Here is a 26,279-nt window from a genome sequence, read left to right as displayed (position 1 = left end):
ATCCTTTTATATGTTTACTGTTCTCAATATATCCTGCAGCCCCTGCATCATCTGGGTGATGATACCTTCCAGAAAATCTCCCGCCGGCGATATGAGGAATACCATCATCGCCAGCCCTATGATGACCCTCAGCTGAATGCTCATAACAAACAGGTTGATCTGGGGGATGATTCTCATCAGAAGCCCGGTTGCAACTTCCACAAGGAATTCAAACGCAATGATTGGGAATGCAAGCTTTACGGCAAGCGCGACACACTCTGTAAATATCTGCAGCACCGCCTGTACCGGACCCGAACCAAACTTAAGCGCCGCATAAGGCACGACTTCCTGTGAAGTCATCAATATCTTAAGCAGTGCCAGATGTCCGTCAACTGCAAAAAACAAAAGCAGATAATATATCTGTAAGATGTTACCCGTAAGTGCAATCTGAGTACCATTCTGGGCATCGTACACCGTAGCCATGGACAGCCCCATCTGAAAATCGATGACAGCTCCTGCAAAAGAGACGATCATATCAAACAGCTGCATGACGTAACCAAGCAGATATCCAAGGGCAAATTCTTTCAGAAGGAGTACCGCATATACAATCGCGGAAGTCACCTCTTCCTCTGCCGGCCCCGCCTGCGGATATACGGTCAGTGCCAGCATAAGTGCCAGCCCCGCCTTAAAGATGGGGGGGATATTCTTCCTTCCCAGCACCGGATTGAGAAATATGAACCCGGACATCCTCATGAGTACGAGCGTAAATACAAGGAATTCCGGCGTGCCTGCAAGTAACATATGTATAATCTCCTAACCTTCAGCGATAAACCGGAATATCTGCTCTGTGAATTCCTGCAGCATCTTGAGCATGCTGTTACCGGTTATCACGAGGATAATTCCTATTACTATCAGTTTGGGCACAAACGTAAGCGTCTGTTCATGTATCTGCGTGGCAGCCTGGAGGATAGATATGACGATTCCCACCACCATGCTTATGATAAGGATGGGACCTCCAAGCTTTACGGCCAGTATGAACATCTGATACATCAAATCGCCAATTTCACCACTTGTCATCTTCTAATTCTCCCGTCAGTAGTTAAAGCTTTGTACTATAGATGAGAACAGCAGCTCCCATCCGTTCAGCGTCACAAAGAGCAGAAGCTTAAACGGCAGCGCAATCGTTGCCGGCGGAAGCATAATCATTCCCATGGACATAAGCGTGCTTGAAACAATGATATCTATGAGTAGAAACGGTATGAACAGCAGCAGCCCTGCCATGAATCCCCGTTTCAGCTCGCTCGTCATAAAAGAAGGGATAACTACCCGCATCGGAAGATCTTCCGGCTCCGTCTTCTCCTCAATTCCCGCCATATCTACATACAGGTTGAGGGCACTCACCTCTGTCTGCTTCAGCATGAACCTTTTCATGGGAACCACTGCCCTGTCTAATGCCTCATCCTGTGTTATCTCCCCGCTTTTGTAAGGTTCATATGCATCTGTATTGATATCTTTTATGACAGGATCCATAATGAACAACGTAAGAAATAGTGCGATTCCGACAAGAACCATATTCGGGGGGGTCTGCTGTACCCCGATGGCGTTCCTTGTAAAAGATAAGATGATGATGATTCTGACAAACGAGGTCATCATCACTACAATGGAGGGAAGGAGCATCACGATTGTCATCATGACGAGTATCTCTAATGTCGGCACCTGGTTTCCGTTGATGTTGACTAATGCCCCTGTGTTCATTCGCTTCGCTTCCTTTTCCCTATTTTATCCATTACTGTCCTGAAGTCGGCAAACTCAGCTTTCTGCCCCTCAGGAGGTTCGATTTCCCGGAGATCCTCTTCGCCAAGTTCCTTCAGCACCGTAATCTGTGTAGCAGTAATACCAAGGAGCAGGTATCCCGTACCGGTCTGGATTACTGCAATCGTCCTGTCCTGGCCCGCTGCAATCTGATCTATCATCCGTATATATCTTGACGACCCTTTTATCCGTCCTGCTCTTCCTATATATTTTGAACATACATAGGCGAGATACAGAATCAGCACTACGATCAGAAGCGTACCTGCGGCTGTAAAAAATCCTTTCAGCATATCCTACGCACCTCTACTGTGCCAGCGGAATCTCATCCGCCAGAATCTCTGTAATCCTGATACCAAAGTTATCGTCCACTACGACCACATCGCCCTGTGCAATACACTGTCCATTGACGAACAAGTCTACCTGCTCTCCCGCAAGCTTATCTAATACGACAAGTGAACCTTTGTTAAGTTCAAGCACGTCTTTGACCAGCTTTTTCGTCCTCCCGATTTCAACAGACACCTCCAGGGGAACTCCCATAATCAATTCCAGATTAGAGTCCTGAAGTTCCGCGTCATCCGTTCCACCTTCCAGATTAGGCTGTGGGGCCGGATTGACTTTTATCTTTTTCGGCCCTGATGACTGCGCCTGCTTCATCTGCTGTAGCTGCATCTGCTGCATCTCCATCTGCTGCTTCATCATTTCCATCATCTGTGTCATGGAATTCATGAACTGGGCATCCACCGCACCGGCCGGGGAGCCGGATGGCTGAACGGCATTCGCGGGCGGGGCCGTCTGTTCCGCCACCGGTGGCACTGCCTGAGGCATGACCGGGGGCGCGGCTGTTGCTGCACTCTGCGGAGTCTCGCCCGAAGGCGCCGCTGCTACATTCTGCATAGTCTCGCCCACAGGCGGCGCCGCATCGGCTGTACCGGCAGGCACGTCAGGCGCCGGAAGCGCTTCTTCGGCCGTCTCCTGTTCTGTCGGAATATCTCCGGCAGGAATGATAGCATCTGTTTGGATATTGTCTGAAGGTTCTGCTTCTTCCTGTGAAGCCGGCACCTCTTCTTCCGCAATGTCCGGTATGCCATCTGAAAAGAATCCTGCCACAAGTTCTTTAGCCAGTCCGATTGGCATCAGGTTCATAAATTCGCTTTCCATCTTATCTGCAATCCGCAGTGTAAAGCCGATTACGACCATCGGGCTTTCTTCTGTAAAATACTTACCCTTGAACTGTTCAGGGCTCTCTATCTCAAAGGATACAGGAGTGGATATGTTCACAGCCTTGCCAAGCAGTTCCGACAGGGCTGTGGCGGAAGCCCCCATCATCTGATTCATGACTTCGCAGATGGCGCTTATGTTCATCTCGTCCAGCTCAAATTCTTCCTCAGGAATTTCCATTCCCATAAGCATCTCGACGATAACACGCACATCGTTACGTTTGAGCAGCATGATGTTGCTGCCTGTCAGCCCCTCGATATATATGATTTCAACCCCTACGGCGGGTTCCAGATTACCAAACTCAAATTCGTTTTTGTCTCTGACCTGTACGATTGGCGTCGTTATGTCAACTCTTGCATCCAGCATTGTCGAAATGGCAGTTGCTGATGCCCCCAGGCTGATATTCAGTATCTCGCCTATAGCATCAATTTCCATCGAACTCAATTTCTTTACGTCCATTATTAACTCTCTTTCCGGCAAACGTTAAGCCTTCCTATTTCCCTATTTCCAAGGCCTTTTGCGCCATTAATTTCACCGCGTTAAAAGCAGTAATGTTTGCTTCATAAGATCTGGTTGCCGACATCGCATCTGTTGTTTCTTTAATCATGTCCACATTTGGCATCATAACATAGCCGTTATCATCCGCATCCGGATGCTCAGGGTCATACACTGCCTTCAATTCCGTATCATCGTCTACGATTGCCGCAGCTGCCACGCCCCCCTGTGACGTCCTGTTCTTTCCATCCATGGCTCTGTTAAGTACAGTCCGGAAGTTATCCTCCCTTGCCTCAAGCACGACCATTTTCCGCCGGTACGGCGTGCCTTCCTCAGTCCTGGTCGTCTCTATATTGGCGATATTTTCAGACGCTATGTCCAGCCTCAGCCTCTGCGCTGTCAATCCTGAAGCGCTGATATTCAAAGAACTCAAAAAAGACATATCTGTCTCCTCCCTCTTATAAGCTAGTCGATAATCTTAGATACCGTATCCAGGATCCTGTTTGCCTTAAACGGCTTAACGATGAAATCCTTTGCTCCGGATTTGATTGCTTCTATAACCATTGTCTCCTGTCCCATCGCGGAGCACATGACGACAGTGGCTCCCGGGTCAAAAGCCTTGATTGCCTTCAGAGCCTCCAGCCCGTCCATATTCGGCATCGTGATATCCATCAGTACGAGTGCCGGTTTCTCATCCTTATACATCTGCAGAGCCTCTGCCCCGTCCGCCGCCTCGCAGATATCGGTATATCCTCCTTTGGACAGCGTGTCTTTTACCATCATCCTCATAAATGCCGCATCGTCTACCACCATGATTTTTGCCATTATTCTTTACCTCTTTCTTCAGTAATCGTTAGTTTAATTTTATATTGACACAGCAGATTATTCATCTACTGGTGCTTCCTCCTGTTGTATGCACCGCTTTATCTTGACTGCGGCATTCTTATTGTGTGCGCCCAGCTTTCCTTTGAACCACGGCTGTTCTTCCACATACAGTACGATGTCTGATTCCTTCGGCTTATTCAAATCTATGACATCACCCACCTTCAGTCCGCACACTTCTCTCATGCTCAGCTTTGCTTCTCCAAGCTCCGCCCTTATCTCCATAGCGCTCCGGTTCAGCCGGGACATTATGAGTTCTCTGCTGTTGTCTATCCTCTCATCATATGCACCTTCTATATGCTTGCGCTTATCTATGATATTAAATATATTCATCAGCAGATTGCCGGGGATACATATGGTTATTCGTCCATCTATGCTCTGCATCTTTACATTCAGCAGTACGATTGCCACCGGCTCATCCAGGCTGATTTCCTGAAACAGCCCAGGATTTTCCTCAAGACGCTGTTCGCCCAGATTTATCTTTATATAATTGCCCCAGGCGTCTTTCGTTATATCAAGCATATATTTCATCACTTTCCTGTACAGCGCGCTTTCAATCTCCGTATAGGTATAGGATGAATCTACATCATCGTCGTCCCCTGTCCCTCCAAGCATGCGGTCTATCATATTCACCATAAGCTTCTGGCTTATGTGAACCATCATTGGCGGATTCTTGGACTCATCAGGCAGCTTCAGATTCAGCATCATCATGACATCGTTTTCACTCAGTATATTGCTGAATTCAAAATACCTCTGCTCTTCCACAGACAATACTTCCATCTCGCAGGCCGTCCTTAAGACGCCGTTCAGCCTAGATGATGCAAGTCTGCCGTAATTATCGTAAATGCCCTTCAGAAGCTTCAGCTTATCCTTTGTGAACTTCTTCGGACTCTTAAAATCATATTTTTTCCAGTTTTTTTCCGGCTTCTCCTCTTTGGGCTCATCCGCTGCGTCCCCATTCATCATAGAATTGAGCAACGCATCAATCTGACTTTGTGATAATACATCTGCCATAGCCACACTCCTGTTGTTTATTTATCTGGCCCTTTATGTTAATTCCCCTCGCCTTGATAGACCTGGCTGTAATATTCATCCAGCGTCTGCTCGACAGAACCTGTCTTAGTTATCAGAATTTCTACTCTTCTGTTTCTCGCTCTTCCCTCAAAAGTGTCAAACGTGTCGATGGGACGGAATTGTCCATACCCTGCGCTCACCAGCTTCTTCGGTTCAATTATGTTCTTTTGCTGTACATAGGCGACTACGACTGCCGAGCGTGTCGCCGACAGTACTCTGTCTGTCATGACTTCATTCGGTATATTCGGCTCTGCCTGGGATGTATGCCCAAGCACCTGGATTTCTTTTATGGCATCTGAAGCAGGCGCAATGATTGAAGAAAATGTATCCAGAACAGCCTTCCCTTCGTCTCTGAGTACATAGCTGTCACCGTCAAAAAACACATTATCCTTAAAAGTGATGAACTGGTAGCCGTCACCCTTGGCTATCTGTATATCCGCCACCTCTCCGGATGCGTCCTGCATCTCCAGGAGATTGTCATACATCTCGTCAAATTTCTGGTCTATCTCTGTCGTGTTGGCTCCCGGTACATTCTCTGTCCCCTCTTTTTCCATAGCATCCGTAACAATCTGCGATGTCTCTGCCGCCTCCGGATTCATACTCTTAACCAGGTTCTCCCACTTAACCTCGTCTACAGAAGATATGGAGTACAACAATACAAAGAAGCAAAGCAGCAACGTCACCATATCGCCGTAAGTCCCCATCCAGTCGGATCCTTCTTCCGGACTTTTTTGCCTTCGTTTCACTGTACCTTCACTCCCTTCTACTTCTTTTTCTTTTCTTTCTTCGGCTTCTTTTCTTTCCCCTCACCGCCGTCCATGAGTTTGGCCTGCTTCTGCTGATGGAGGAGTGATACGAGCTTTTCCTTCAGGTTCTTAGGATTCTCACCCGACTGTATGCCAATGACGCCTTCGATGATTATCTGTTTATACAGAACCTCCTCTTCGTTTCTTATCCGCAGCTTCTTTGCTATGGGCATGAACAGCAGGTTAGCCATGATACAGCCGTAGAATGTCGTGACAAGTGCAGTAGCCATGCTTTCGCCGAGCATAGACGATGAGCCCTGCGACAAATCCATGCTCTTGAGCATATTGATAAGTCCTACAAGTGTACCAATCATACCGAATGCAGGGGCGTAATTGGCTGCTTTCTCATAGATTGCAATCTCTTCTTCATGTCTCTGGCTCATGCTGTCTACCTCTGTCTCCAGCATCTCCCTCACCTTATCCGCCTCCATGGCGTCTACGACAAGCATAATTCCCTGCTTGAAGAACAGATCTTCCAGCTGGTTCGCTTTCTCCTCGAGAGCCAGAAGCCCGTTCTTCCTGGCAAGCTGTGCAAACTCAACCAGCATGTCTATCACAGGTTCTACCTTAAATTTCTTATTCGATAACAGCTTCGTAAAATGTTTCCCTACATTTTTGAGCATATTAAACGGGAAGCTGGCAACAACAGCACAGAACGTGCCCCCCACTACAATCATGATGCTGGGTATATCTATAAAGCTTCCTATCTTTCCTCCCTGCATGATTGCGTTCACAATAAATGCGAATCCACCGACAACGCCGAGTAAAGTGGTTATGTCCATGTCTATGCCTCCTCATTCCGCGGATAATGAATACACTGGTTATTGAAGATGATGATTTTTTTTATAATTTCGTCCTTGCCTTCCCGCACGATATGGTACTTGCCGTTCATCATGATGATCTTGGACTCCGGTATCAGCTCTATGTATTCCATCTGGCACGAGTTGATCAGCACGGGTTCCCCGTTCAGTTTCGTCAGTTCTATCAAGTCCGTCCCTCCCTGCTGCATGCACGCGGGGAACTGCTTCCCCGCGGCTTATTTTTTAACGTTTCATATTGACGAGCTGCTCCAGCATCTCATCTGTCACTGTAATAATCTTTGAATTTGCCTGGTATCCTCTCTGTGTCGTAATCATAGCTGCCATATCGCTGGCAAGCTCCACATTGGACATCTCCAGATAGTTGCTCACGAAGTAGTCTGCCTGAATCGCCGTTATCTGTCCCGCATTCTCGCCAGCCATGTACAGGTAGCCCTCCGCCTGCTCCAGACCGTTCGGATTTTCGACCGCTGCTACCGCAATCTTACCGATTGTCACCTGCTTCTTGTCATAGGTGACGCCTGTGATTGTACCGTCTGTCCCAATCTTATACGTCTGTATCTCGTACTGCTTTCCCGTGTCATCGCTTGGAATCTGCAACGGTTTTATCGTTGTAGTATCCCATGTACCATCGGTGTTCTGTGCAAATCCATACACGTAGTTCTGGTCGTCGTCTACAAGATAGCCGTTGTTGTCCACGGAAAAGATTCCGACCCGGGAAAGGGACATCCCTTGTGTCGCAAAATTATTAGACGGAATGCCAGCCGTCGGATTCGCTATCATCGGTCCCACGATGAAAAATCCGGTACCGTTCAGCATACAGTCCGTCGGTCTTCCGGTATAACCCCAGCTACCGGTCGTAAAATTCGTTGTTATGGAACCGACGTTGACGCCGTATCCAAGCTGTGAGCTGTTCTTGCCTCCGGCACCTCCGGCCGCGGTATTTCCTCCCGTACTGCTCGTCAGGTTCTGGTACATGGCATCCTGGAAATTGGCTGACCTGGATTTGTATCCCCATGTGTTTACATTTGCTATATTGTTACTGATTACATCCATCTTGGATTGATGCGACCGCAGACCTGCAATCGCTGCATACATTGATTTGACCATTTCTTTTGTACTTCCTTTCGTATTCTTTCTGCGCCATATCCGCCTCTGTCATTCGGACATAAGGCCAAGCCTCCTTCATGGTCCGGCTATAGCAACACGGCGCTGTCAATATTGGTAAATATATTATTCTTCATCTCTTGTGCATTCATGGTTGTAACTACTGTATTATTTGTCACGTTAACGATAAACGCACTGCTGCTTCCTATGACAACTACATCTTTGGCTCCCTTGTCCCGGGCCTTTTCCACAGCCGTCTTCAGACTCCCTGCAAGTTCAGGCGTCATCTCTACTTTACGCTCGCTCATACGCATGGCGGCATGTTTTGAAAACTGAAGCCCGGTCTTTTGTATCTCCTTTTCATAGAGGGCGCCAAAGTCTGGCTTTTCCTCTTTCTGACGGTAAACTTCATGCTGTAGCTGCAGTTCCCGGGCAGAGGAGATATTACGTACTTCCATCGTCTCCTCCTTCGTCTTCCGGACTATCGGTTGCCGAGTCAGGTACGTCCCCTACCGTCATGACCTGTGACAGTGTATATTCCTTGCCGTCTATGAAGAGAGTCGGATTGTTGCCCATAAGGATACCAGTAACGATACCTGTCGTCTTTTCCCCTGTAAATCTGCCGTCACTGTCCACTTCTGCCATCGTCACCGTCTTGCCTACCATAGAGCTTGCATAAGATATGGTATTGATTGCATACATCTCCAGATTGATGGCGGACATATCTGTAATCGCCTGTATCATCTGTGTCTGTACCATCTGTGCCATCATCTCGCTCGTATCCATCGGGTTGTCGGCGTCCTGATATCTGAGCTGTGCGGAAAGCAGCTTATAAAAATCGTTGATGCTCAGCCCATTGGTTCCGCCTGAAGCTGTTCCCCCTGAATTATCGGTGGAATTCGTCCTTGCAGATGCGGCGTTTCCATAATTGGACAGTATACTTCCTAATGTATTCATGTCTGCTCCTTTCTCTATGCGAGTCCAAGTCTCAGCTGCTGCAGGAAATCAAAGCTCTCACGGAACTCTCCCTTGTGGTTATCTCTCTGCTCCCTGTCCGGTTCCCTTTCTTGTCCCCGGCTGTTCTGCTCCTGCTGTTGCTGCTGCAGATAGTCCTCGGACGGCCTTTCGACAATCACTTGCGTCTCATTGCCGGTCCTCGCCTCCACAATGCCTGCCAGCTCTCTCGCCTGCTGCGACATGGCCTGCATCGTCTTTGCCTCGCTGCACATGATTGATATGACAGCTTTTCCAGCCTCACAGGATGCTTTGATTACAAGTGTGCCCAGATTGTCCGGATGAAGCTGTATCTCGATATGCTGCTTTCCTGACGCTACCTGCTTTGCGATGTCACCTTTCAGCATATCCATATACTCGGTACGTATCTCCTGGTTATGTGCCGGTTTTGGGGCTGTCGTAATCTCTCTGGCTACAGGATTGTATTCCACTGTCCTTTCGGCAAATACGGAGCTTTTGGCTGCTTCAGCGTTCCTTTCCGGGATATCCCTTGTCTCATGCACGCCTGCTGCATCAATCTCTTCTGCCTTCCGGTCCGTCAGCTGTACCGCCGCCTGTTCTGTCTTCTGCTGTGCAGGCTTCCCGAATCCCTGTATAGTCTCAGTAGGAATCTCAGGTATCTCGTTCTTCACAGCAGATTCTTTTGTGATCCCATCATTGGCGGTCATGACTGCCCGTTCAGATACACGGTTGAGCTGCTTGTCTGCATCTGCCGATATAACAGCCGGTATATCCGCCTTTACAGGTTCGGATACTTTTGCTTCTGCTGTGCTTTTGGCTTCCCCTTCCGGTACCGGAAGAATGAAGCACACGTCACCTGCTGCCTGGGCTGCACCTGGCACATATGGCAGTGTCAGCATACCTGCCGCGTCGGATAGCGCAGTCCCATCGGCCGTATTGGAATCCTGCTTTTTGTCCTTGTCTTCCGTATGTTCTTTCTGGCCTTTTAGGACTTCATCAAATTTAATCTGATTCCCGTCATCCGAACCTTTGCTTTTACCGGCATTGCCGCCCGTCAGATTCGCCTTTGGCATTTCTGCCACGATTGTGTTCATCTCTATCTCCTCCTTTCCTCTGTTAATATATATAGTAAAACTGCATTGCAGTTACTATCCTGTCTTTACTCTTGTGGAGGACGTATTGGCTACGAACTCCTCTACAAAGATCTCTTCGGCTTTTCTTTCCACCGCATTGTATTCTTTTTTCCTCTTGTCTTTCAACCTGTCTATCGACGAAGTCTCTGTCTTTGCTGCGATGACTTCTTCCCGCTTGGCTTCTTCTTCTTTCTTAAGCCTTTTTATCAGCTTCTCCGTCTTTTGTATGTTCCAGAGGACACTTTCCAGGTAGCTCTCGTATATCTTCAACCGGCGTATCGTACTGCCCTTGTGCTTTTCCTCTTCATATTTCATACGGCAGGCCGCATGCTCCGCTTCAAGACCTTGAAGCTTCTCTTCTTCCCTCGCCACCTTCTGCACTATCTGTGCATATTCGGACCTGAGATTGTGCTCAATCTGTTCTTTATATGTCAATACTTTGTCTAGTGAAAATGCAAATTTTTTCATTTGAATTCCTCCGCAGCCGGCAACTGAATATTCCCTAACGGGCCAGTATTTTTCTCATGGCATCCAGCATCTCATCTTTATTATATTTTCTTCCGATTTCCTGCATCAGGAATCTGTTTACCTGGTCTATCCTGGAAATCGCGTCATCCAGCTTCTGATTTGTCCCTGCCTTGTATGCACCGATGGAAATCAGGTCTTCATTCTGCTCGTAGACGCTCAGTATGTCACGAAGCCTGGATGACAGTTCCTTGTGTTCTTCTGTCACGATATCTGCCATCAGACGGGAGATGCTGGCACTTACGTCAATGGCCGGAAAATGGTTCGCGTTCGCGAGCTTCCTGCTCAGTACGATATGGCCGTCTAGGATTCCCCTCACTGTATCTGCAACCGGTTCATTCGTATCGTCGCCTTCCACAAGCACGGTATAGACTCCTGTTATAGATCCCTTCTCAAACATGCCGCTTCTCTCCAGCAGTTTCGGAAACTCCGCATATATGGACGGCGTATATCCTCTTGCTACCGGCGGCTCACCGGTGGCAAGCCCGATTTCCCTCTGGGCCATGGCGAACCGGGTCAGCGAATCCATCATAAGCAGGACATCCTTTCCCTGGTCTTTAAAGTATTCGGCAATCGTCGTCGCCACAATCGGGCACTTCATCCGAAGCATCGCAGGCTGGTCTGAGGTTGCGACGACTAGGACGGAGCGCTTCATTCCTTCGGGGCCCAGGTCTTTTTCTACAAATTCCCTGACCTCCCTGCCACGCTCCCCGACAAGTGCGATGACATTGATATCTGTCTCCACATTTCTGGCTATCATCCCGAGCAGAGTGCTCTTGCCTACGCCGCTTCCTGCAAAGATGCCGATTCTCTGCCCTTTCCCAATCGTATTAAGGCCATCGATTGCCTTTATGCCAAAGTGCAGCTCTTCTGATATGGGCGGCCTTGATAGCGGATTAATCTTAGGGCTTTCCACATAATAATAACGTTCGGATTCGAATTCTCCTTTACCGTCTATCGGATTGCCGAGTGCATCTATAATTCTGCCTTTTAAAAACTGCCCAACCGGTATTTTCAGTCTCTTCTTCGTACTTCTGACAAAACTGTCTGTTCCGATGCCGGGCATATCCTCATATGCCATCAGCTGTATCTTCTCACCGCGGAAGCCTACTACTTCCGCCGGTATCTGCTTCTTCTGCTCTTCGTTGTAGATTAGCACGATATCTCCGATATTGGCACTGCCTCCCGATGCCTCCATAGACATGCCGGTAATGTTCTCTATCTTACCTATATGATTGATTGTTTCCGCTTTCATGATCATGCCCGGAAGGTCTCTCAGCATCTTCTTCACTCCAGTCCTGCTTATAGTCTTGCATTATTTAGTATTTCTTTTATGTTTTCGAGCTGAGCGCCCACGCTTATGTCTATAATCTCATCAGGCAGCTCTACGATGCAGGTCCCCTTTTCTTCTTCGTCCATCATGATTACCTTTACACTGTCCGCAAGCTTTGACAGGCTGTGCAGGAATTCCGCGTCCCCCTGGATATCAAGCGGCTCTCGACCGCTGCCGATATATATCTTGGCCCAGGCCGCCTTTTTCAGCTTCTCGGTGGCTGCCAATATCATGCGTTCTATAACGTCTTCGCTCGTTTTCAGGCTCGTCTGCACAATCTTCTCCCCGATTGAAAGCGCAATGTTTTTCAAGTCATCAATATACTTTTCCAGAAGCTTGTCCTTCTCTTCTCCAAGTCCTTTTACATAATTGCTTATCTTGTCCTGCAGCATCTCCAGCTCTTCTTCGAAGCGACGGCTGTTCTCTTCCATCGCCCTCCTGATACCTTCTTTATATCCCTCTTCCTCTCCCTGTCGGAATGCCTCCTGCCATGCGTCCTCTTTTATCTTATCCGCGCCCTTCCTTGCGGCGTTCAGTATACGTTCCGCCTGCCGGGCAGCCTCATCCAGTATGCTGTCCGGCCCGGGCTCGTATGGATCCTCTGCTGTTTCATCCCCGGCAGCCGGCTCTTCTTCAAGGGACAGTTCCTTATACATATCGTATTTCAGCGCATGGCTATTCTTATCTTCTTGACTTTTCAGTACCCTATACAATGATGTCATCCTTTCCGCCCTTGCCGATTACCAGTTCTCCTTCTTCGTCCAGCTTTCGGATTATGTTGACGATGCGCTGCTGCGCCTCTTCTACATCACGAAGGCGCACGTTAACCGTAACTTCCAGATCTGACTGTATCGTCTCTGCCATACGTGTAGACATGTTTGAGAAGAACAGCTGAAGCATCTCTGAGCTTGCATTCTTCAGCGCGTAGACCACATCCTTCATGTCACAGTCGCGTATAAAGCGCTGGATGGAGCGGTCATTCATCGTCAGGATATCCTCGAATACGAACATCTTCTTCCGTATTGCCTCTGCAAGATCTGGATCATCTTTGCCCATCTCGTCAAAGATATACTTCTCATTGCTCCGGTCCATATGATTCATGACATCTGCGATGTAATCGATACCGCCGATTGTCGTAAAGTCTGTAGTAAGAATATTGTCGAATTGCTTCAGCAGCTGGGATTCCACGATTTTGATGGCGTCAGGGGAGGCACTCTCCATCCTTGCGATGCTTTCCACAACCTTCAGACGCTTCTCCTCGGGCAGCTCCGCGATGAGATCTGCGGCCTGCGCCGAATCCACATACGACAGTATCAACGCTATCGTCTGAGGCCTCTCATGCTGCAGTACCGAGAACAGGTTCTTCGTATCCATCTTGCTGATGAAGTCAAAAGAGCGGTTCTTAAGATACTTCGTCATCTTCTTCAGAAGTTCATTCGCTACTGATTCCCCATACGTCTTCTCAAGCACCGTGCGTGCATATTCCATACCACCGTCTGTGACTACCTTCTGGGTCAGGCAGGATTTGTAGAAATCATCCAGAACAGTTTCTGTCTGCTCTGCTTCCAGATGGCCAAGCTTTGCCACTTCCAGCGTCAGTTTCTCTACCTCATCCTCAGTCAGGTACTTATATACCTTGGAGGCCTTGTCTGCGCCGAGCGCAGCTATGACAGCGGCCGCTTTCCGGCCCGGAGACAGATTTACCGCACTATTCGTCTGCTTTTCGTCCATCCTGTTCTCCTCCATTCAGCCAGTTTCTTATCATCTGTGCGGATATTTCCGGATTTTCATCCGCAAAATCTCTAACGTTCTCACGCAGTTCCCTGCTCCTTTCGTTTTTCAGGTTCAGCATCTCAGGCTTCCTTATCTCTTCTGTCACATCCGGAATAAGCAGATCCTCCAGTTCTTCCTCTTCTTCTAGCCGCCGTTTCCTGCGTCTGCGTATGAAAATGACTGCAAGAGCAATCACTACGGCAGCAATTGCGGCAGCCACGGCAATCACCGGGAGATTGTCTTGAATGTTCTTCAGAATATTTGATACCTCTTTCGTATCATCGTCTTTTTTGTCCTCATAGAATGGGGCATTTACAATCGTTATCTTTTCCAGCCTGTCGGCGGCAGCGATACCGGTGGCATTGCCAACCAGATCTCTCAGCTCATTCATACTGATATTGCCTGCATTCTTTCCATTGATTGCCACTGATACGGTCAAGTCTTCGAGAACACCTGTGTCCAGCTCGCCCTGCTCCTTAACCTGGTTGACCAGATAATCCCTCGTTGCAGATTCGCTGGACGAACCGGTTGAACTGCCGTCTGTCCCCGCATTATACTGGGGGGTGTCTGCATTCGACTCCGTGCCCGCGGTACCCGAACCGGTGCTTCCGCCATTTACCGAGTCCTGCGTGGTGGATTCGCTCGATACGATGCCGGTCTTATCATTCTCATCTATCTTTTCCGGAGTCGTATATGTGGTAGATTCCCTGATTATCTTCTCCATGTTCACTTTTCCCCGGGCCGACACACGTATATTGTCCGCCCCGTAAAAAGAGCCAAGTACATTAATTACTTTTTTCGATATCTGAGTCTCTATCAGCTGCGCAATCTCTTCCGTGGCATTGCTTCCGGACGCGCCGCCTCCGTTTTTGTCCACAGATACTTCTATTCCATTCCCGTCAAAAACCGCTACATTTTCCATCTCCATATCCGGAACGCTCTTTGCAACGAGGCGCTGGATTGCGGATGCCTGTTTTTCAGAAGGAGAGTCGCCGTTCTCCATCGTCACGACAACCGACGCGCTTGGAGTCCCTGCCTCATCTTCATTATCTTCCAGAACATATTTCTGTTCCTCTTTCAGGGCGATTGTCACTTTCGCGTCCTTCACCCCATCAAAAAATCGGATAGTTGCGCCTATCCGGTCCTGCAGATCATAAAGCTTATACATCTCCTTTTCGGAATCTGTCGTCATCCCTCCGGAGTTTTCCGTGAATACATCATAGGTAAATCCACTCTTTGGATATCCTTCGTACACGAGTTCCGCACGGGTTTTGTCCGCTACGCTCTTGTCTACCAGGATATCTCCATTTTCCTTGTACTGGAAATCTACACCCGCTTCCTGCAGCTTCCCTACAATCTTCGTGGCTTCTTCTTCCGTTACACCGGTAAAAAGCGTCGTATAATCTTTATGGTTCAGAACGAGTGCAATTATGACTGCTGCCGCTATAATGGCTACTGTTATGACGCCGGCAAGTATCTTTGTCTTCCTGCTGTACTTTCCAAGGAATTCTTTGCATTGGTTTAACTTCAGCTTTATCTTATCCATGTTCTTGCTTTATGTCCTTTTCATTTACTTGTTACAGACTGATTCTCATCAATTCGTTATAAGCGTCTATTGCTTTATTTCTCAGCTGTACGAGCATGTCAACCGCCATCTGGGCCTCTGATGCCGCGATAGGAACCGTGTGGGCGTCGTCAATCTGCCCCGTCGCCAGCAGATACTGCTGTTGTTCCAGATTGGCCTGCGTCTGCTTTACATCATTCACCGCATTGTTGAAAATATCAGAAAACAGACTGCCTCCGTCCTGCCGCACATTCTCATTCTTTTTCAGTTCCCCTATTGTCTCCATTCTCTGAATCGGGGTAATAAATCCGCTTTCTATCATAGTCTCCCTCCTACTGGCCCTTTATTGCTGTTCTAAGCCTTGTAATATCGCTGTTTACAGAATTAAGCCCATACTGGTACTGAAGTGCGGTCCGCGTAAGCTCTACCATCTCTGCATCAGCGTTGACGTTATTCTCATCAAGCCTTGCCGTCTCTCCTGTTGTCTCATGAATCACTGTTGAAGCCCCGGCTATCGCCTGTTTTATCTGGCGTCCGTCACCCGTCCCGGAAGCAGCGGCAAGCCTTCTTTGAAATGTCTCTTCGAACGTAACATATTTAGATTTGTACCCAGGCGTATCTACATTTGCAATATTATTTGTAGTAACCCCCTGCTTCGTCCAGAGAAAGTCCAGAGACCTTTCCATCATCCCAATTGTATTGCCATACATATTGCTTATCCCATTCATACACTCACTCTCCATAAATTGACTAATTTCGACATCAGTTGGTAAAAAAAATTAAAACCCAAGATATTTTGTTTCAAATTCATTCACCGGGATAGCCTTATCGAACAGATATCCCTGCCCAAGCTCACATCCGAAGTTCTTCAGAATCTCTCTCTGGGATACCGTCTCTATCCCTTCCGCTACGGAATGCGTAAGCTTCAGCTCCATGCACATCTGAAGCACATACTCTGCAATCACCCTTGGCTTGCCGCCGATTTCAATCCTGTCAATGAGGCTTTTGTCGAGTTTGATCTCATTAAAGTCCGCCAACGACAGCAATGCCAGATCCGAATAGCGGGAGCCAAAGTCGTCAAGAGATATACGGAATCCCGACTTCTGTATGTCATCCAGCAGCTCTTTCAGCGTATCTCGTTCCAACATGCCGATACTTTCCGTTACCTCTATCGTAATCTGCCGCGGTTCCACTCCAAACCTTTTGCACACCGCCCTCATCTTTTCTACGACTTCGTCTTCCATCATCGTGACACGTGAAAAATTGACTGCGATCCCAACGTCCTGGCGGCCCTTATCCTTCCATTCTTTCAGGATGCCGCATACGCTTTCTAAGACGAAGAAGTCTATATATCTGATAATCTCATCCCCCTCGTACCTGCTGACGAAGGAATTGGGAAAGATGATATTCCCTTTTTCGTCCAGTCTTCTTATGAGCGCCTCCGCCCCGCCTATCTCATTATTCTTCAGATTAATCTGCGGCTGGAGATAAACGACAAACCTGCCTGTCTCAATCTCCCTCTGGAGATTGTCCGCCAGCACTCCCCTATACTTCTGGATGCCTTTCTGAGCTCCTCCTCTTTTATAATTTTTCAGCTTGTTGATGTGCATCTTCTCATTGGCAACCGTAATCTGGTAGTCTATATCGCACTCTCCCTCATACCAGCTTGAACCGATTGCTATCTGCAGCTGCTCATCCCATTTGGCTGTTTTCTGCAGCTCTCTCACTTCCTCTTCAAATCTTTCCTTGCTGATGTCCAGGCAGAATGCCACGAATTCGTCATCACCGATACGATACACGTAATCACCGAAGCACTTCGTCATCGTCTCTGCGACGTAATTGAGCATATGATCGCCCCATGCATATCCATAAGCATTGTTGATATTCCGGAGACTGTCGATATCTGCTGTGACAATTCCAAATTCTCCCTGGTACTGCTGTTCCAGCCATTCAATCATATGACGATACTTTTTACGGTTGCCAAGCCCTGTAAGATCGTCCATGTACCCCGAATTCTTAGCCGCCTGCCAGATCTGTCTCTTTTTGATATCATTGATGACAAATTCTGGAGCCAGCCTGAGCAGTACCTCTGCACTTGCATTTATCTTTGCGTTATCAACCCCAAGGTATCCGAGCACCTCTCCCTCCAATACGAGAGGCGCAGCAAGCAGACTGTCTATTTTTCTGCTGGTCAGGATTTTGATTTCCTCAGATTCCCGCTCCTTTGCCTCTGCAGACAGTGATATGCTATATATCTGCCCATTTCTAAATGTCTCCATCAAGCACTCCACTGAGGACAAAGGCTGCTCCATCTGTCCGGCTGACTGCGGTTTTATATTCTTACAGCTGACTTCATATGTATTCTTGAATACGTCTTTTTCTTCGTTTATCTCATAAATGTAAGTCCTGTCCGCATCATAGTAGTCCCGTATGATATTCAGAAAGGCATATATGGATTCGTCCCCTTCTTTGCTTTCCCTGTTCAGAGCAAGCGCACAGTCAATCAGCACCTTTTGTACTTCCAGTTCCTGCTTCAGCTTCTTCTCCATATCACATATTTCCGTGACATCTATCGCAAATTCCATCCGGGTCTTTCTGCCATTAAAATTAACGATTGTTCCCCGTTTCGCAAAGTTTCTCTTCATATGTTCATTGAAAAAGTTCCATTCATAGAAAGAATTTTCCCTGAGCAGATGGTTTGTACAGAACGGACACGGACTAGTCCTGTTCTGCAGCACTTCATAACAAGGCTTTCCATACCACTCGTCCATATCAGGATTCCCTAATATTTCAAGCCCCTTTCTGTTCACAAAATACAGTTTATAATTCTCAATATCAGAAAGATATGTGACATCATTACCTTCATCTACAATTAAAGATAATATCTCTTTATCACTGATAGTCATACTTCTATTATCCTTTCCATACGCGTATTTTCGCTGCCTGGCAGGCTTTTTGCCCTATTCTTTTACTGCCGCGCAAAGCCGTATCATCTGTAATTTCATACGGGATACGTGGCAATAAAAGTAGACTTTTAATTCCACAGAAATAATTCCGGAATTGTTGAATTTTAATCCAGATACTACTTAATTAAAGCAATTATACAAAATTATAATAGCATTCGTGGGGCTAAAAGTCTACTTTTCTTGCTATCTGTGCGGTTGTATGATTTTTTGTAGATTCTCCATGAATCAGAACATCACCAGCGCACGGCTTCATAAGACCATTCAGCATTTTCACGGTTGTGGTCTTCCCAGCGCCGTTCTGTCCGATGATAGCAATATTTTCTCCGGCTTCAATGGAAAAGCTGACATCATCTACAGCAAGGTATCCATTAGGATATTTATATGAGATATTAGTCACTTCTACTAATGACATTTTTCCTCCTTTCTATATTTCTAACGTTTTTTTCAGTTCACGTATTGTTTCTTCTACTGTAATCGGAATTTTTGAAAACGATATTCGTTCCTTCATCATTTCCAATGCAATTCTGGTACATTGAGGCAGACGCGTATGATACCGCAGTATATCCGTATCTGTGAATACTTCTTTTGGAGTGCCGTCCATAACAACCTTCCCTTTTTCTAGCACAATAACATGATCTGCATATTCTGCTATCTGTTCCATTTTATGTTCCACAAGCACGATAGTCTTCCCCATCTCTTTCATCTGCCAAATAATTTCAAAGATATCATCTGTGCTCTGTGGGTCCAGTTGGGAAGTCGGCTCATCAATGACAAGAACCTCCTGTTCCATCACCAGAATTGCCGCAAGAGCAACCCTTTGCTGCTGGCCCCCGGATAATTGATATGGGTCACGGTCACGGAATTCGTCTATATGGGTAAGCTTCATGATACATTCAATGCGTTCATGAATTTTGTCAGGCTCTACTCCCATATTCTCAAGGCCAAATGCCAGTTCTTCATATACCGTTTTTGCTATCCCGCTGATTTGTGTGAATGGATTTTGGAATACGAACCCTATATGTAGCGCTAAATCTCCCATTTTCTCCTTCTGTACATTTATTCCATTTACCAGTACCTCTCCCGTCATCTCTCCTTTATAAAAACCAGGGATAAATCCTCTTACTGCATTACAAAGCGTCGTCTTACCACTTCCATTTGCACCTATAATTGCACATAGCTCACCTTTTTTTACGGAAAAAGAAATATCCTTTAGCACCTTTTGCTGAGAGGTTGGATACTGGTACGTCAGATTTGTCACTTTAATACAATCCATATTTTACCTCCAATCCCAAGGAGTAGTATGACTGCCAGTAATATGCGTATTATCTTATCGCTTTTGGCATCCTCTACATCTCTAATCTTTGTTTTGGAGCAGGATGCTGAAAAAGCCCTGGCTTCCATTGTAATCGCCCTCTCTTCCGCGCTGACAAGAGAATTCAGGAGTAATGGAACAACGGCCGGAAAAAACGCCTTTGCTCTCACAATGAGATTACTGTCTGTTTCTATTCCCCTGGATTTTTGCGCTTCCATAATCGCATTCATCTTCTTTGACATCTGAGGGATGATATTGGATGTGGATAACAGGATGTATGTGGCTGAGGGGGATATCCCCTTTTTTTCCAATACCGTCATCAAACTGCTCATATCGATTAACTTCGCACCCAATAATATGGCCGATCCTACCCCCAGAATTCTGGAACAAAGTATTATGGCCCTGCCGATGGATTCTCTCTTTATTTGAAATACCCAGAATTCCCACAGCACCTGCTGCCCAGGAATAAAAAGAGACTGTAGCACAAAGCATATTGCACATATGACAACAATGGATTTTATCCAGGCTTTTAAAAAGTTATGCCCTTCACCTGCCAGCATTGCTGTAATAACCATAATCATAACAATCACAAGCGTCACCTTATAATTATATAATACAGAAAACACAGCTAATAATATAATCAAAAACAGAAGTGTTAACGGATTCCATCGTTTGATAATGTTCTGATTTTTCCGTTCCATTTTCACCCTCCTTCAAAACAAGATTATTTGTTCTTCTTCTTTTCCTCTCTTGCTTTTCTTGCATCAATAAATACCGATCCATTTGAAAACTTATGTAAATAGCGCTCCGACATTCCCCTGATTACTAAATATGGCACAAGCAGAGAGATAAATTTATCCGGCACCTCGGAAATAAAATTAATCACTACCACAGCCGGCCAGAACGGGATTCCTGCAGTCACCATGGTACCCAGCAGCAGTGCATTTCCGCTTGTATCAAACCCACCATAAAATATATAAGAGATTGTAATACTCATCACCATTGCGACAAACGCTGTAATAATACCTGCGATAATAAACCTGCCAATCGTTGTGAACATCTTTCTTCTTGCCATAAAACCAACGATAAAGCCAAGCGCACATGCTATAATAGAAAACGGGAACAATGTTGGGTCTGCAATGGAGTTAATTGCGATACTTAAAAAACCCGTCAGGGCGCCAACCCAGGGCCCGGCCAATATTGCCACCAGAAACGTACCTATACTGTCCAAATACAAGGGCAGTTTTAGGGTGAGCACGAGACTTCCAATGATAAAATTAACTGCAATTGCGATTGGAATAATCAAAATAGTAATTAAAGTAAAATCTGCTTTTAGACCTCTTTTTTCATTTAACATAATTTTTCCTCCTTTTCTAACCTCATTTAATACTTGTTTATTTTGAGTCGTAGTAATTTGTTAACAGCTGTGCTGCGGTAGCCAAATATTCAGGAAATAAATATTTGAAAAAAATGTCATAAAAATGCTTTACATCTGCCTTTACTGCCACCTCACAGTTTTTCTCTTTTTGGGGATAATATTTTTTGCGGTATACGACAGATGCCCCCTCACACAGTCCCTTTGTTTCAACGTCCACAAATGCATCCACCTTTTCAACCACGCTCTCATCCAGTAAATAAGCAATCGTAAGAACATCACACAGTTCACATCCCAGCTTTTTTTCAATCTTCCAGTGGCCATCCATATAAACCCTGGATATTTTATGCATAAATCTGGAAACAGGAGTGTTGATTGCATACAGTAACTCCCTGAGTACAGGGTCTAAATAAATATAAGCCGTGGCATCAAGGCCAATCATTGTAATTTTGCCGAACCCTGCTGCAAATACAATCTTTGCCGCCTCTGGGTCTACCCAGAAGTTAAACTCTGCATGGGGCGACATATTTCCTTTGAATTCCGCGCCGCCCATGATAACCAGCTCTTTTACATTTCCTGCAAATTCCGCATCTTTTTTGATTGCTGCTGCAATGTTTGTCAGCGGACCGATAGCGGTCAAAGTAATCTCCCCCTTCTCCTCCCTTGCCTTCCTTACTAAATAGTCCACTGCGTGCTCACAGCCTACTTTTACCACTGTATCCGGTATCCCAATATTTCCAAGTCCATCGTCCCCGTGAAACACTGCACTGTTTTCCCTCTCCCTGCAAAGCGGCCTGCTGCAGCCTTTGAATATGGGAAGTTCATTTTCATCTGCGATGTCGCATATCTTGCAAGCATTTTTTGTCACCTGATCCACACCTGCATTTCCGTTTACCGTTGTTAATGCCAACACTTCTAATTTTTCCTTTGCCGCAAGTGCAAGCAAAATTGCAAAAGCGTCGTCAATTCCCGGATCCGTATCTATAATAATCCTCTTCATTCTCTCACCTCTTCTCTTTTCGGAATGGATGTCTGTGCGCCTTTTTTTGTTACAACGATAGAAGAAACTTTCTGTCCAAACTTCACTGCTTCTTCATAGCTTTTCCCTTCACTTAATGCAATGACAAATGCGGCCGTAAAACTATCCCCTGCTGCAGTAGTATCTACAACCTCTACCTTATTTGCCGGGAAGAATGTTTTTTTTCCTTCTTCCGCCATCAGGCATCCTTCACTTCCCAGTGTAACTACAACCCTCTTTATCCCCTTTGCAAGCATCTGCTCTGCACCATTTTTCAAGTCTTTCAATGTGTCCAATGTCCTGCCTGACAAAATACCAAGCTCTGTTTCATTGGGTTTGAGAATGTCAATTCCATCAAAGAAACTATCCGGCAGATTTGCCGCAGGAGCCGGGTCTAAGACAATCTGTTTTCCCATACTCAATGCCAGGCTCTTTACATATTCCACAATAGGAATCGGTATTTCTAATTGCATAATTACCATATCGCATTCCTCAATGAGATTCCGATTCTCATCTATCATTTCTTTTGTAATCATTGCATTAGCACCCGGTATTACTATAATGGTATTGTCACCGTTATGGTCTACGTTAATGTAGGCCTGTCCGGTAGGACAGTTGTCCAGCACCTTGATTCCACTGGTATGGACATTCACTTTTTTTAAGTTTTTAACTAGCTTCTTACCGTACATGTCATTGCCTACTGCTCCTATCATAGAGACATATCCACCCAATTTTCCGATTGCATAAGCCTGGTTGGCTCCTTTTCCGCCCGGAATCTGGGAAACACCTTTTCCAAGAATGGTCTCGCCAATTTGGGGCATATACGGCGTCTCAATTACTGAATCCATATTCAGGCTTCCCACTACCAGTATTTTTTTCATTATTCTTTCCTCCTGTCTATGATGACCGCGTTGTTGTACCAGCGTTGATGTCATCTTCATATATATTCAGGTTCTGTCTGTCCGGGAGTGCCGGCTGGACACCATATCTTGTTACGGTAATTCCCGCAGCATAGGTAGCGAATTGTATTGACTGCTCGATATTTTTTCCTTCGCTCAAATAAACTGCCAAGGCGCTTATAAACGAATCTGCACCGCCTGTAGTGTCCACCGCCTGAAAATCAGCACTTGAAAAAGTAATTTCCTTCTCATCATTTTTAAAATAGCATCCTTTTTTTCCTAAGGTAACAATTACATTCTTTACTCCCCGTTGCAGAAGGATACCCGCCTTCTCCTCCACACTTCCGGTCCCCGCCACAATCTTATGCAGTTCTTTTTCATTGGGGATAAAAAAATCAATTCCGCTCAGCAGCTCCTCCTTCATTGTATCCGCCCCTGACGGCTTTAAAATAATAGCAATGTGGTTTCTATTACAAAACTTTATTGTATACTCCGCCGTCTTTATCGGGATTTCCAGGGAAAGCAGACAGTACTTTGCATTATTAAAAACATGCCGGAATTCTCTTATCTGTTTCTCATCCAGATTCTGGTTAGCACCGGGATACACTACAATTGTATTCTCACCCTCCTTGTCCACATTGATATAGGCCTTTCCACTCGGCAGATTGGAGTCAAACATAACTCCGTCTGTATGCACATGGCTCTCCACCAGGCTTGTATATAACTGTTTCCCGTCCATATCATTGCCCAGGCATCCTATCATGTATACATCCCCACCCAGTCTTCCCGCACCGACTGCCTGATTTGCCCCTTTACCACCGGGTGACACCCTTACCCTTCCTGCTATCTGTGTCATTCCCTTAATTGGAATTGTTGCAACTTCTATGGTGACATCCATATTCATGCTTCCCACTACCACAAGTTTCTCTCCCTGCTTCTCCTGGGCCGGCCTTGCCACACTGCCTCTTTCAATAAGCACCGGGAGGAACTTTCTGACCCTACCCATTTTCTGCGGATTCTCAATTACATCTAAAAGATATTCTGACGCTTCTACATACATCTGCTCTGTGGGAAACCGAACCACCGTAATATCATATCCTAGCAACTCAGTCAAGTTGTCCTGGCCAATTACAATCAGAGAAATATCTTTGGGAATTAACGTATTCGTACGCTCCAGAAACCGGCAGACACAGCATGCGATTTCCTGAGAACCGCATATGAGTGCAGTAGCATTCTGACTGAGGCACTGACTAATACCATATCTCTCAATCTCCTCCAGAAGTTCACTCTCATAAATCAAAATAGGCTGTACCTGCAGATTTTCTTTTCGAAGCATCGCCTTATATCCATCTGCGATAGACCTGTCCGCCTTAGTAAATATACAGCCGATAGTCCTATGTCCTGCATTTAACAAATATTCTGCAGCCAGCTCCCCTGCCTCTGATAAGCGATAATAAAATGTAACGGGCTGCCTTTCGTCAACTACTTTCGTCTGGCTTATGTATATGGTTTTAGATTCCCATCCGTCACAGGGGATCCACCGCTTTGAATCAATCAACAATCCGGATACTTTTTTTTGAATTAACCCTTTAACACAATCGGAAATCTCATCTTCATTATCTGCAAAGCAGACAATCATTCTGTATCCTGCCTTTTTAGCTGCCTTTTCTACAGATAAAACCAAGTTTTCACGATCCCGGTTATTTCTTTGAACAATAAGTCCAATTAATTGTTTTTTCAATCCATCCTTCTCGAGAAACTTAAAATATGGTACATAATTATATTCCTTTACAATCTTCAGAACTTTTTTTCTTGTTTCTTCACTGATTTCTTTATCCTTCCCGTTGATTACTTTCGAAACCGTAGAAGCCGATACCTGTGCCAGCTTGGCTATATCCTGTATGTTCATCCATGTCCCCCTTTCTGTTAAAATATTCTCCTCAAGGAAACTGTTTTACGAAAACCTTTTATAAAATTCTAACATTTTATCTGTTTTACCACAATAATTCAGAATTACGAAACTATTTTTCGACATATCGCACAATTAAATGCTTTTACTAAACATTTTTCGCTCTCTACGGTGAATTAAACAACCAATAAACTGAGTTGATTTTTACCGGAACAAAAAAAGGCACGGCGTGCCTGTTGCACACTGTGCCTGTTCTCGTCTTTATTCGTTTTAGAATATATTGCGTATCCCTTTCAGATCATCCCCATATTCCTGCTGCATGAGATCTGTGAATTTGTCCGCGCTCTTATAGAAGTACATGTCATGTCTGACACACTCTGCCGCAAGAGATATCATAGGCCTGCTCTCTGTCCAGATTACCTCGGCAATCGTGTCGCTAATAATCTGTCCGAACACTACTTCCCTTCTGTCCGACACGAGAGTAATCCAGCGTCCTCCCATCTCCTCTTTTTTCTCCTGTCCCATTCCGTGCCTGCAATACTTCTTAAGAGGAATCTCCTCATCATCTTTTGCACCAAATATGACAGCACCGAGCCTCAGTCCCCTCTCTTCCAGCTTCCGGACGTCTTCCAGGATGTATGGAAGATCCTCCGTCCATATCTGAAGCAGCAGCTCTTCTTTCGTCTTTCTGATAATATCTCTGCATTTGGCGAATACATTGCCATTCGTCCTGATATGCCAGATATAGTCCAGATTCGTCTTCTGAGGAAAGATGCCAAGCCGCCCCTTTAAGTCCGACAGGACATTCTTCGTCTCGTCTTCGACCCGTTCCGCCACTTCTGTCATCGGGACTGCTGCGTATTTATTGTTGCTTTCATATTCTGTGTAGAGTATGAAGCCTTTCTGAATGAGCGATTCCAGTATATTGTATATCTTGGAGCGTGGCACCCCCGCCAGCTTTCCTGCCTCATACCCGGACAGGCTGCCGTTCTGCAGCAGCGTAAGATAAACCTTGGCTTCTGCATCGGTCAGTCCAATCTTATTGAGCATTAAGATTTCATTATCCATGGGGAGTCCTCACCTGCCTAGAAATTTGCCTTTACGTATAGTTCCTCCGGACGGATCTTGTCGGCGACTTCTTCCTTCCAGTTTTCCTTCTCATATTCCTCCACAGATACAGAGATGTATTTTTCTTCCATATTCATCTGCTCCATGATAAATTCCTTCGTCTTTTCAGCCAGCTCTTTCTTGACTTCTTCCGTTCTGCCTGGATACATCTTGATACTGATATGCGGCATATCACGCC

General features: G+C 46.0%; 32 protein-coding genes. All 32 read right to left on the bottom strand.

All coding sequences use genetic code 11. The annotated features are described in order from the left end of the window. Positions 1–6: 6 nt before the first annotated feature. Entirely contained in the window at positions 7–780 is a 774-nt protein-coding gene (fliR, locus tag HJV72_RS04105) for a flagellar biosynthetic protein FliR (RefSeq protein WP_208068889.1), read from the bottom strand. 12 nt (positions 781–792) lie between these two features. Further along, positions 793–1,056 (bottom strand): flagellar biosynthesis protein FliQ, encoded by a 264-nt coding sequence (gene fliQ / locus HJV72_RS04100; protein ID WP_049728543.1) that lies wholly within the window; start codon positions 1,054–1,056, stop codon positions 793–795. Between the two features lie 15 nt (positions 1,057–1,071). After that, a complete protein-coding gene (gene fliP, locus HJV72_RS04095; RefSeq protein WP_208068888.1) occupies positions 1,072–1,734 on the bottom strand; it encodes a flagellar type III secretion system pore protein FliP in 663 nt (220 codons plus the stop codon). Then, complete coding sequence (locus tag HJV72_RS04090; RefSeq protein ID WP_208068887.1) at positions 1,731–2,081, bottom strand: flagellar biosynthetic protein FliO; 351 nt, start codon at positions 2,079–2,081, stop codon at positions 1,731–1,733. Before HJV72_RS04090 ends, fliP begins: the two co-directional genes overlap by 4 nt. 13 nt (positions 2,082–2,094) lie before the next feature. Continuing rightward, the gene (fliN, locus tag HJV72_RS04085; protein WP_208068885.1) at positions 2,095–3,468 is read right to left on the bottom strand and encodes a flagellar motor switch protein FliN; all 1,374 of its coding nucleotides are present in this window, start codon (positions 3,466–3,468) and stop codon (positions 2,095–2,097) included. Between the two features lie 34 nt (positions 3,469–3,502). Continuing rightward, a complete protein-coding gene (gene flgC, locus HJV72_RS04080; RefSeq protein ID WP_208068882.1) occupies positions 3,503–3,946 on the bottom strand; it encodes a flagellar basal body rod protein FlgC in 444 nt (147 codons plus the stop codon). Between the two features lie 23 nt (positions 3,947–3,969). Then, positions 3,970–4,329, bottom strand: coding sequence for a response regulator (locus tag HJV72_RS04075; RefSeq protein ID WP_066580855.1), 360 nt, complete (start codon positions 4,327–4,329; stop codon positions 3,970–3,972). A gap of 57 nt (positions 4,330–4,386) precedes the next feature. Next, positions 4,387–5,400 (bottom strand): flagellar motor switch protein FliM, encoded by a 1,014-nt coding sequence (locus tag HJV72_RS04070; protein WP_208068880.1) that lies wholly within the window; start codon positions 5,398–5,400, stop codon positions 4,387–4,389. 38 nt (positions 5,401–5,438) lie between these two features. Continuing rightward, a complete protein-coding gene (locus HJV72_RS04065) occupies positions 5,439–6,206 on the bottom strand; it encodes an OmpA/MotB family protein (RefSeq protein WP_208068878.1) in 768 nt (255 codons plus the stop codon). A gap of 17 nt (positions 6,207–6,223) precedes the next feature. Next, the gene (locus HJV72_RS04060; protein WP_208068876.1) at positions 6,224–7,048 is read right to left on the bottom strand and encodes a motility protein A; all 825 of its coding nucleotides are present in this window, start codon (positions 7,046–7,048) and stop codon (positions 6,224–6,226) included. 2 nt (positions 7,049–7,050) lie between these two features. After that, the gene (locus tag HJV72_RS04055; RefSeq protein WP_208068874.1) at positions 7,051–7,254 is read right to left on the bottom strand and encodes a flagellar FlbD family protein; all 204 of its coding nucleotides are present in this window, start codon (positions 7,252–7,254) and stop codon (positions 7,051–7,053) included. A 55-nt stretch (positions 7,255–7,309) separates the two neighbouring features. Then, a complete protein-coding gene (locus HJV72_RS04050; protein ID WP_208068873.1) occupies positions 7,310–8,194 on the bottom strand; it encodes a flagellar hook-basal body protein in 885 nt (294 codons plus the stop codon). Between the two features lie 86 nt (positions 8,195–8,280). Next, positions 8,281–8,649 (bottom strand): TIGR02530 family flagellar biosynthesis protein, encoded by a 369-nt coding sequence (locus HJV72_RS04045; protein WP_208068872.1) that lies wholly within the window; start codon positions 8,647–8,649, stop codon positions 8,281–8,283. Further along, positions 8,636–9,148 (bottom strand): flagellar hook capping FlgD N-terminal domain-containing protein, encoded by a 513-nt coding sequence (locus HJV72_RS04040; RefSeq protein ID WP_208068871.1) that lies wholly within the window; start codon positions 9,146–9,148, stop codon positions 8,636–8,638. The genes HJV72_RS04045 and HJV72_RS04040 overlap by 14 nt, the downstream gene beginning before the upstream one ends. Before the next feature lie 14 nt (positions 9,149–9,162). Continuing rightward, positions 9,163–10,260 carry a flagellar hook-length control protein FliK gene (locus HJV72_RS04035; protein ID WP_208068870.1) on the bottom strand — a complete coding sequence of 366 codons (1,098 nt, stop codon included), beginning with the start codon at positions 10,258–10,260 and terminating at the stop codon, positions 9,163–9,165. A gap of 54 nt (positions 10,261–10,314) precedes the next feature. Further along, positions 10,315–10,767: a flagellar export protein FliJ gene (fliJ, locus tag HJV72_RS04030; RefSeq protein ID WP_208068869.1), complete on the bottom strand. Its 453-nt coding sequence runs from the start codon at positions 10,765–10,767 to the stop codon at positions 10,315–10,317. Positions 10,768–10,801: 34 nt separating this feature from the next. Continuing rightward, a complete protein-coding gene (gene fliI / locus HJV72_RS04025) occupies positions 10,802–12,106 on the bottom strand; it encodes a flagellar protein export ATPase FliI (RefSeq protein ID WP_208069060.1) in 1,305 nt (434 codons plus the stop codon). Positions 12,107–12,126: 20 nt separating this feature from the next. Next, positions 12,127–12,879 carry a hypothetical protein gene (locus HJV72_RS04020; RefSeq protein ID WP_208068868.1) on the bottom strand — a complete coding sequence of 251 codons (753 nt, stop codon included), beginning with the start codon at positions 12,877–12,879 and terminating at the stop codon, positions 12,127–12,129. Beyond that, positions 12,863–13,903, bottom strand: coding sequence for a flagellar motor switch protein FliG (fliG, locus tag HJV72_RS04015; RefSeq protein ID WP_208068867.1), 1,041 nt, complete (start codon positions 13,901–13,903; stop codon positions 12,863–12,865). Before fliG ends, HJV72_RS04020 begins: the two co-directional genes overlap by 17 nt. Next, positions 13,866–15,476, bottom strand: a complete 1,611-nt coding sequence (fliF, locus tag HJV72_RS04010; RefSeq protein ID WP_208068866.1) for a flagellar basal-body MS-ring/collar protein FliF — start codon at positions 15,474–15,476, stop codon at positions 13,866–13,868. The genes fliG and fliF overlap by 38 nt, the downstream gene beginning before the upstream one ends. Positions 15,477–15,507: 31 nt before the next feature. Continuing rightward, a complete protein-coding gene (gene fliE / locus HJV72_RS04005) occupies positions 15,508–15,816 on the bottom strand; it encodes a flagellar hook-basal body complex protein FliE (protein ID WP_208068864.1) in 309 nt (102 codons plus the stop codon). A gap of 10 nt (positions 15,817–15,826) precedes the next feature. Continuing rightward, positions 15,827–16,222: a flagellar basal body rod protein FlgB gene (flgB, locus tag HJV72_RS04000; protein WP_243765508.1), complete on the bottom strand. Its 396-nt coding sequence runs from the start codon at positions 16,220–16,222 to the stop codon at positions 15,827–15,829. A gap of 51 nt (positions 16,223–16,273) precedes the next feature. Next, positions 16,274–18,400 carry a sensor domain-containing diguanylate cyclase gene (locus HJV72_RS03995; RefSeq protein WP_208068861.1) on the bottom strand — a complete coding sequence of 709 codons (2,127 nt, stop codon included), beginning with the start codon at positions 18,398–18,400 and terminating at the stop codon, positions 16,274–16,276. 223 nt (positions 18,401–18,623) lie between these two features. Next, the gene (locus tag HJV72_RS03990) at positions 18,624–18,872 is read right to left on the bottom strand and encodes an ATP-binding cassette domain-containing protein (protein ID WP_243765507.1); all 249 of its coding nucleotides are present in this window, start codon (positions 18,870–18,872) and stop codon (positions 18,624–18,626) included. Positions 18,873–18,884: 12 nt separating this feature from the next. Then, positions 18,885–19,733 carry an energy-coupling factor ABC transporter ATP-binding protein gene (locus tag HJV72_RS03985; RefSeq protein WP_208068859.1) on the bottom strand — a complete coding sequence of 283 codons (849 nt, stop codon included), beginning with the start codon at positions 19,731–19,733 and terminating at the stop codon, positions 18,885–18,887. Next, complete coding sequence (locus tag HJV72_RS03980) at positions 19,715–20,473, bottom strand: energy-coupling factor transporter transmembrane component T (RefSeq protein ID WP_243765515.1); 759 nt, start codon at positions 20,471–20,473, stop codon at positions 19,715–19,717. Before HJV72_RS03980 ends, HJV72_RS03985 begins: the two co-directional genes overlap by 19 nt. Before the next feature lie 23 nt (positions 20,474–20,496). Then, positions 20,497–21,129: an ECF transporter S component gene (locus tag HJV72_RS03975; RefSeq protein ID WP_208068855.1), complete on the bottom strand. Its 633-nt coding sequence runs from the start codon at positions 21,127–21,129 to the stop codon at positions 20,497–20,499. Between the two features lie 37 nt (positions 21,130–21,166). Continuing rightward, a complete protein-coding gene (locus HJV72_RS03970; protein ID WP_208068853.1) occupies positions 21,167–22,147 on the bottom strand; it encodes a nucleoside hydrolase in 981 nt (326 codons plus the stop codon). Further along, positions 22,144–23,046 carry a ribokinase gene (gene rbsK, locus HJV72_RS03965; RefSeq protein WP_208068851.1) on the bottom strand — a complete coding sequence of 301 codons (903 nt, stop codon included), beginning with the start codon at positions 23,044–23,046 and terminating at the stop codon, positions 22,144–22,146. The genes HJV72_RS03970 and rbsK overlap by 4 nt, the downstream gene beginning before the upstream one ends. Before the next feature lie 16 nt (positions 23,047–23,062). Further along, on the bottom strand, positions 23,063–24,973 hold the full coding sequence (locus tag HJV72_RS03960; protein ID WP_208068842.1) for a PfkB family carbohydrate kinase: 1,911 nt from the start codon (positions 24,971–24,973) through the stop codon (positions 23,063–23,065). A gap of 270 nt (positions 24,974–25,243) precedes the next feature. Beyond that, positions 25,244–26,041, bottom strand: coding sequence for a TrmB family transcriptional regulator (locus HJV72_RS03955; protein ID WP_208068840.1), 798 nt, complete (start codon positions 26,039–26,041; stop codon positions 25,244–25,246). Positions 26,042–26,058: 17 nt separating this feature from the next. Then, positions 26,059–26,271, bottom strand: coding sequence for a tautomerase family protein (locus HJV72_RS03950; RefSeq protein ID WP_208068838.1), 213 nt, complete (start codon positions 26,269–26,271; stop codon positions 26,059–26,061). Positions 26,272–26,279 lie beyond the last annotated feature (8 nt).

Origin of the sequence: Extibacter sp. GGCC_0201 (assembly GCF_017566055.1) — a bacterium.
Lineage (GTDB): Bacteria > Bacillota > Clostridia > Lachnospirales > Lachnospiraceae > Extibacter.
The sequence above is the reverse complement of the archived record's forward strand: the minus strand, read 5'-3'. Positions and strand labels throughout refer to the sequence as shown.

Excerpts from the sequence above, each read along its gene's own strand:
- fliR (WP_208068889.1), bottom strand. The coding sequence starts at position 780 with ATGTTACTTGCAGGCACGCCGGAATTCCTTGTATTTACGCTCGTACTC.
- fliQ (WP_049728543.1), bottom strand. The coding sequence starts at position 1,056 with ATGACAAGTGGTGAAATTGGCGATTTGATGTATCAGATGTTCATACTG.
- fliP (WP_208068888.1), bottom strand. The coding sequence starts at position 1,734 with ATGAACACAGGGGCATTAGTCAACATCAACGGAAACCAGGTGCCGACA.
- HJV72_RS04090 (WP_208068887.1), bottom strand. The coding sequence starts at position 2,081 with ATGCTGAAAGGATTTTTTACAGCCGCAGGTACGCTTCTGATCGTAGTG.
- fliN (WP_208068885.1), bottom strand. The coding sequence starts at position 3,468 with ATGGACGTAAAGAAATTGAGTTCGATGGAAATTGATGCTATAGGCGAG.
- flgC (WP_208068882.1), bottom strand. The coding sequence starts at position 3,946 with ATGTCTTTTTTGAGTTCTTTGAATATCAGCGCTTCAGGATTGACAGCG.
- HJV72_RS04075 (WP_066580855.1), bottom strand. The coding sequence starts at position 4,329 with ATGGCAAAAATCATGGTGGTAGACGATGCGGCATTTATGAGGATGATG.
- HJV72_RS04070 (WP_208068880.1), bottom strand. The coding sequence starts at position 5,400 with ATGGCAGATGTATTATCACAAAGTCAGATTGATGCGTTGCTCAATTCT.
- HJV72_RS04060 (WP_208068876.1), bottom strand. The coding sequence starts at position 7,048 with ATGGACATAACCACTTTACTCGGCGTTGTCGGTGGATTCGCATTTATT.
- HJV72_RS04050 (WP_208068873.1), bottom strand. The coding sequence starts at position 8,194 with ATGGTCAAATCAATGTATGCAGCGATTGCAGGTCTGCGGTCGCATCAA.
- HJV72_RS04045 (WP_208068872.1), bottom strand. The coding sequence starts at position 8,649 with ATGGAAGTACGTAATATCTCCTCTGCCCGGGAACTGCAGCTACAGCAT.
- HJV72_RS04040 (WP_208068871.1), bottom strand. The coding sequence starts at position 9,148 with ATGAATACATTAGGAAGTATACTGTCCAATTATGGAAACGCCGCATCT.
- HJV72_RS04035 (WP_208068870.1), bottom strand. The coding sequence starts at position 10,260 with ATGAACACAATCGTGGCAGAAATGCCAAAGGCGAATCTGACGGGCGGC.
- fliJ (WP_208068869.1), bottom strand. The coding sequence starts at position 10,767 with ATGAAAAAATTTGCATTTTCACTAGACAAAGTATTGACATATAAAGAA.
- fliI (WP_208069060.1), bottom strand. The coding sequence starts at position 12,106 with ATGCTGAGAGACCTTCCGGGCATGATCATGAAAGCGGAAACAATCAAT.
- HJV72_RS04020 (WP_208068868.1), bottom strand. The coding sequence starts at position 12,879 with ATGACATCATTGTATAGGGTACTGAAAAGTCAAGAAGATAAGAATAGC.
- fliG (WP_208068867.1), bottom strand. The coding sequence starts at position 13,903 with ATGGAGGAGAACAGGATGGACGAAAAGCAGACGAATAGTGCGGTAAAT.
- fliF (WP_208068866.1), bottom strand. The coding sequence starts at position 15,476 with ATGGATAAGATAAAGCTGAAGTTAAACCAATGCAAAGAATTCCTTGGA.
- fliE (WP_208068864.1), bottom strand. The coding sequence starts at position 15,816 with ATGATAGAAAGCGGATTTATTACCCCGATTCAGAGAATGGAGACAATA.
- flgB (WP_243765508.1), bottom strand. The coding sequence starts at position 16,222 with ATGAATGGGATAAGCAATATGTATGGCAATACAATTGGGATGATGGAA.
- HJV72_RS03995 (WP_208068861.1), bottom strand. The coding sequence starts at position 18,400 with ATGACTATCAGTGATAAAGAGATATTATCTTTAATTGTAGATGAAGGT.
- HJV72_RS03990 (WP_243765507.1), bottom strand. The coding sequence starts at position 18,872 with ATGTCATTAGTAGAAGTGACTAATATCTCATATAAATATCCTAATGGA.
- HJV72_RS03985 (WP_208068859.1), bottom strand. The coding sequence starts at position 19,733 with ATGGATTGTATTAAAGTGACAAATCTGACGTACCAGTATCCAACCTCT.
- HJV72_RS03980 (WP_243765515.1), bottom strand. The coding sequence starts at position 20,473 with ATGGAACGGAAAAATCAGAACATTATCAAACGATGGAATCCGTTAACA.
- HJV72_RS03975 (WP_208068855.1), bottom strand. The coding sequence starts at position 21,129 with ATGTTAAATGAAAAAAGAGGTCTAAAAGCAGATTTTACTTTAATTACT.
- HJV72_RS03970 (WP_208068853.1), bottom strand. The coding sequence starts at position 22,147 with ATGAAGAGGATTATTATAGATACGGATCCGGGAATTGACGACGCTTTT.
- rbsK (WP_208068851.1), bottom strand. The coding sequence starts at position 23,046 with ATGAAAAAAATACTGGTAGTGGGAAGCCTGAATATGGATTCAGTAATT.
- HJV72_RS03960 (WP_208068842.1), bottom strand. The coding sequence starts at position 24,973 with ATGAACATACAGGATATAGCCAAGCTGGCACAGGTATCGGCTTCTACG.
- HJV72_RS03955 (WP_208068840.1), bottom strand. The coding sequence starts at position 26,041 with ATGGATAATGAAATCTTAATGCTCAATAAGATTGGACTGACCGATGCA.
- HJV72_RS03950 (WP_208068838.1), bottom strand. The coding sequence starts at position 26,271 with ATGCCGCATATCAGTATCAAGATGTATCCAGGCAGAACGGAAGAAGTC.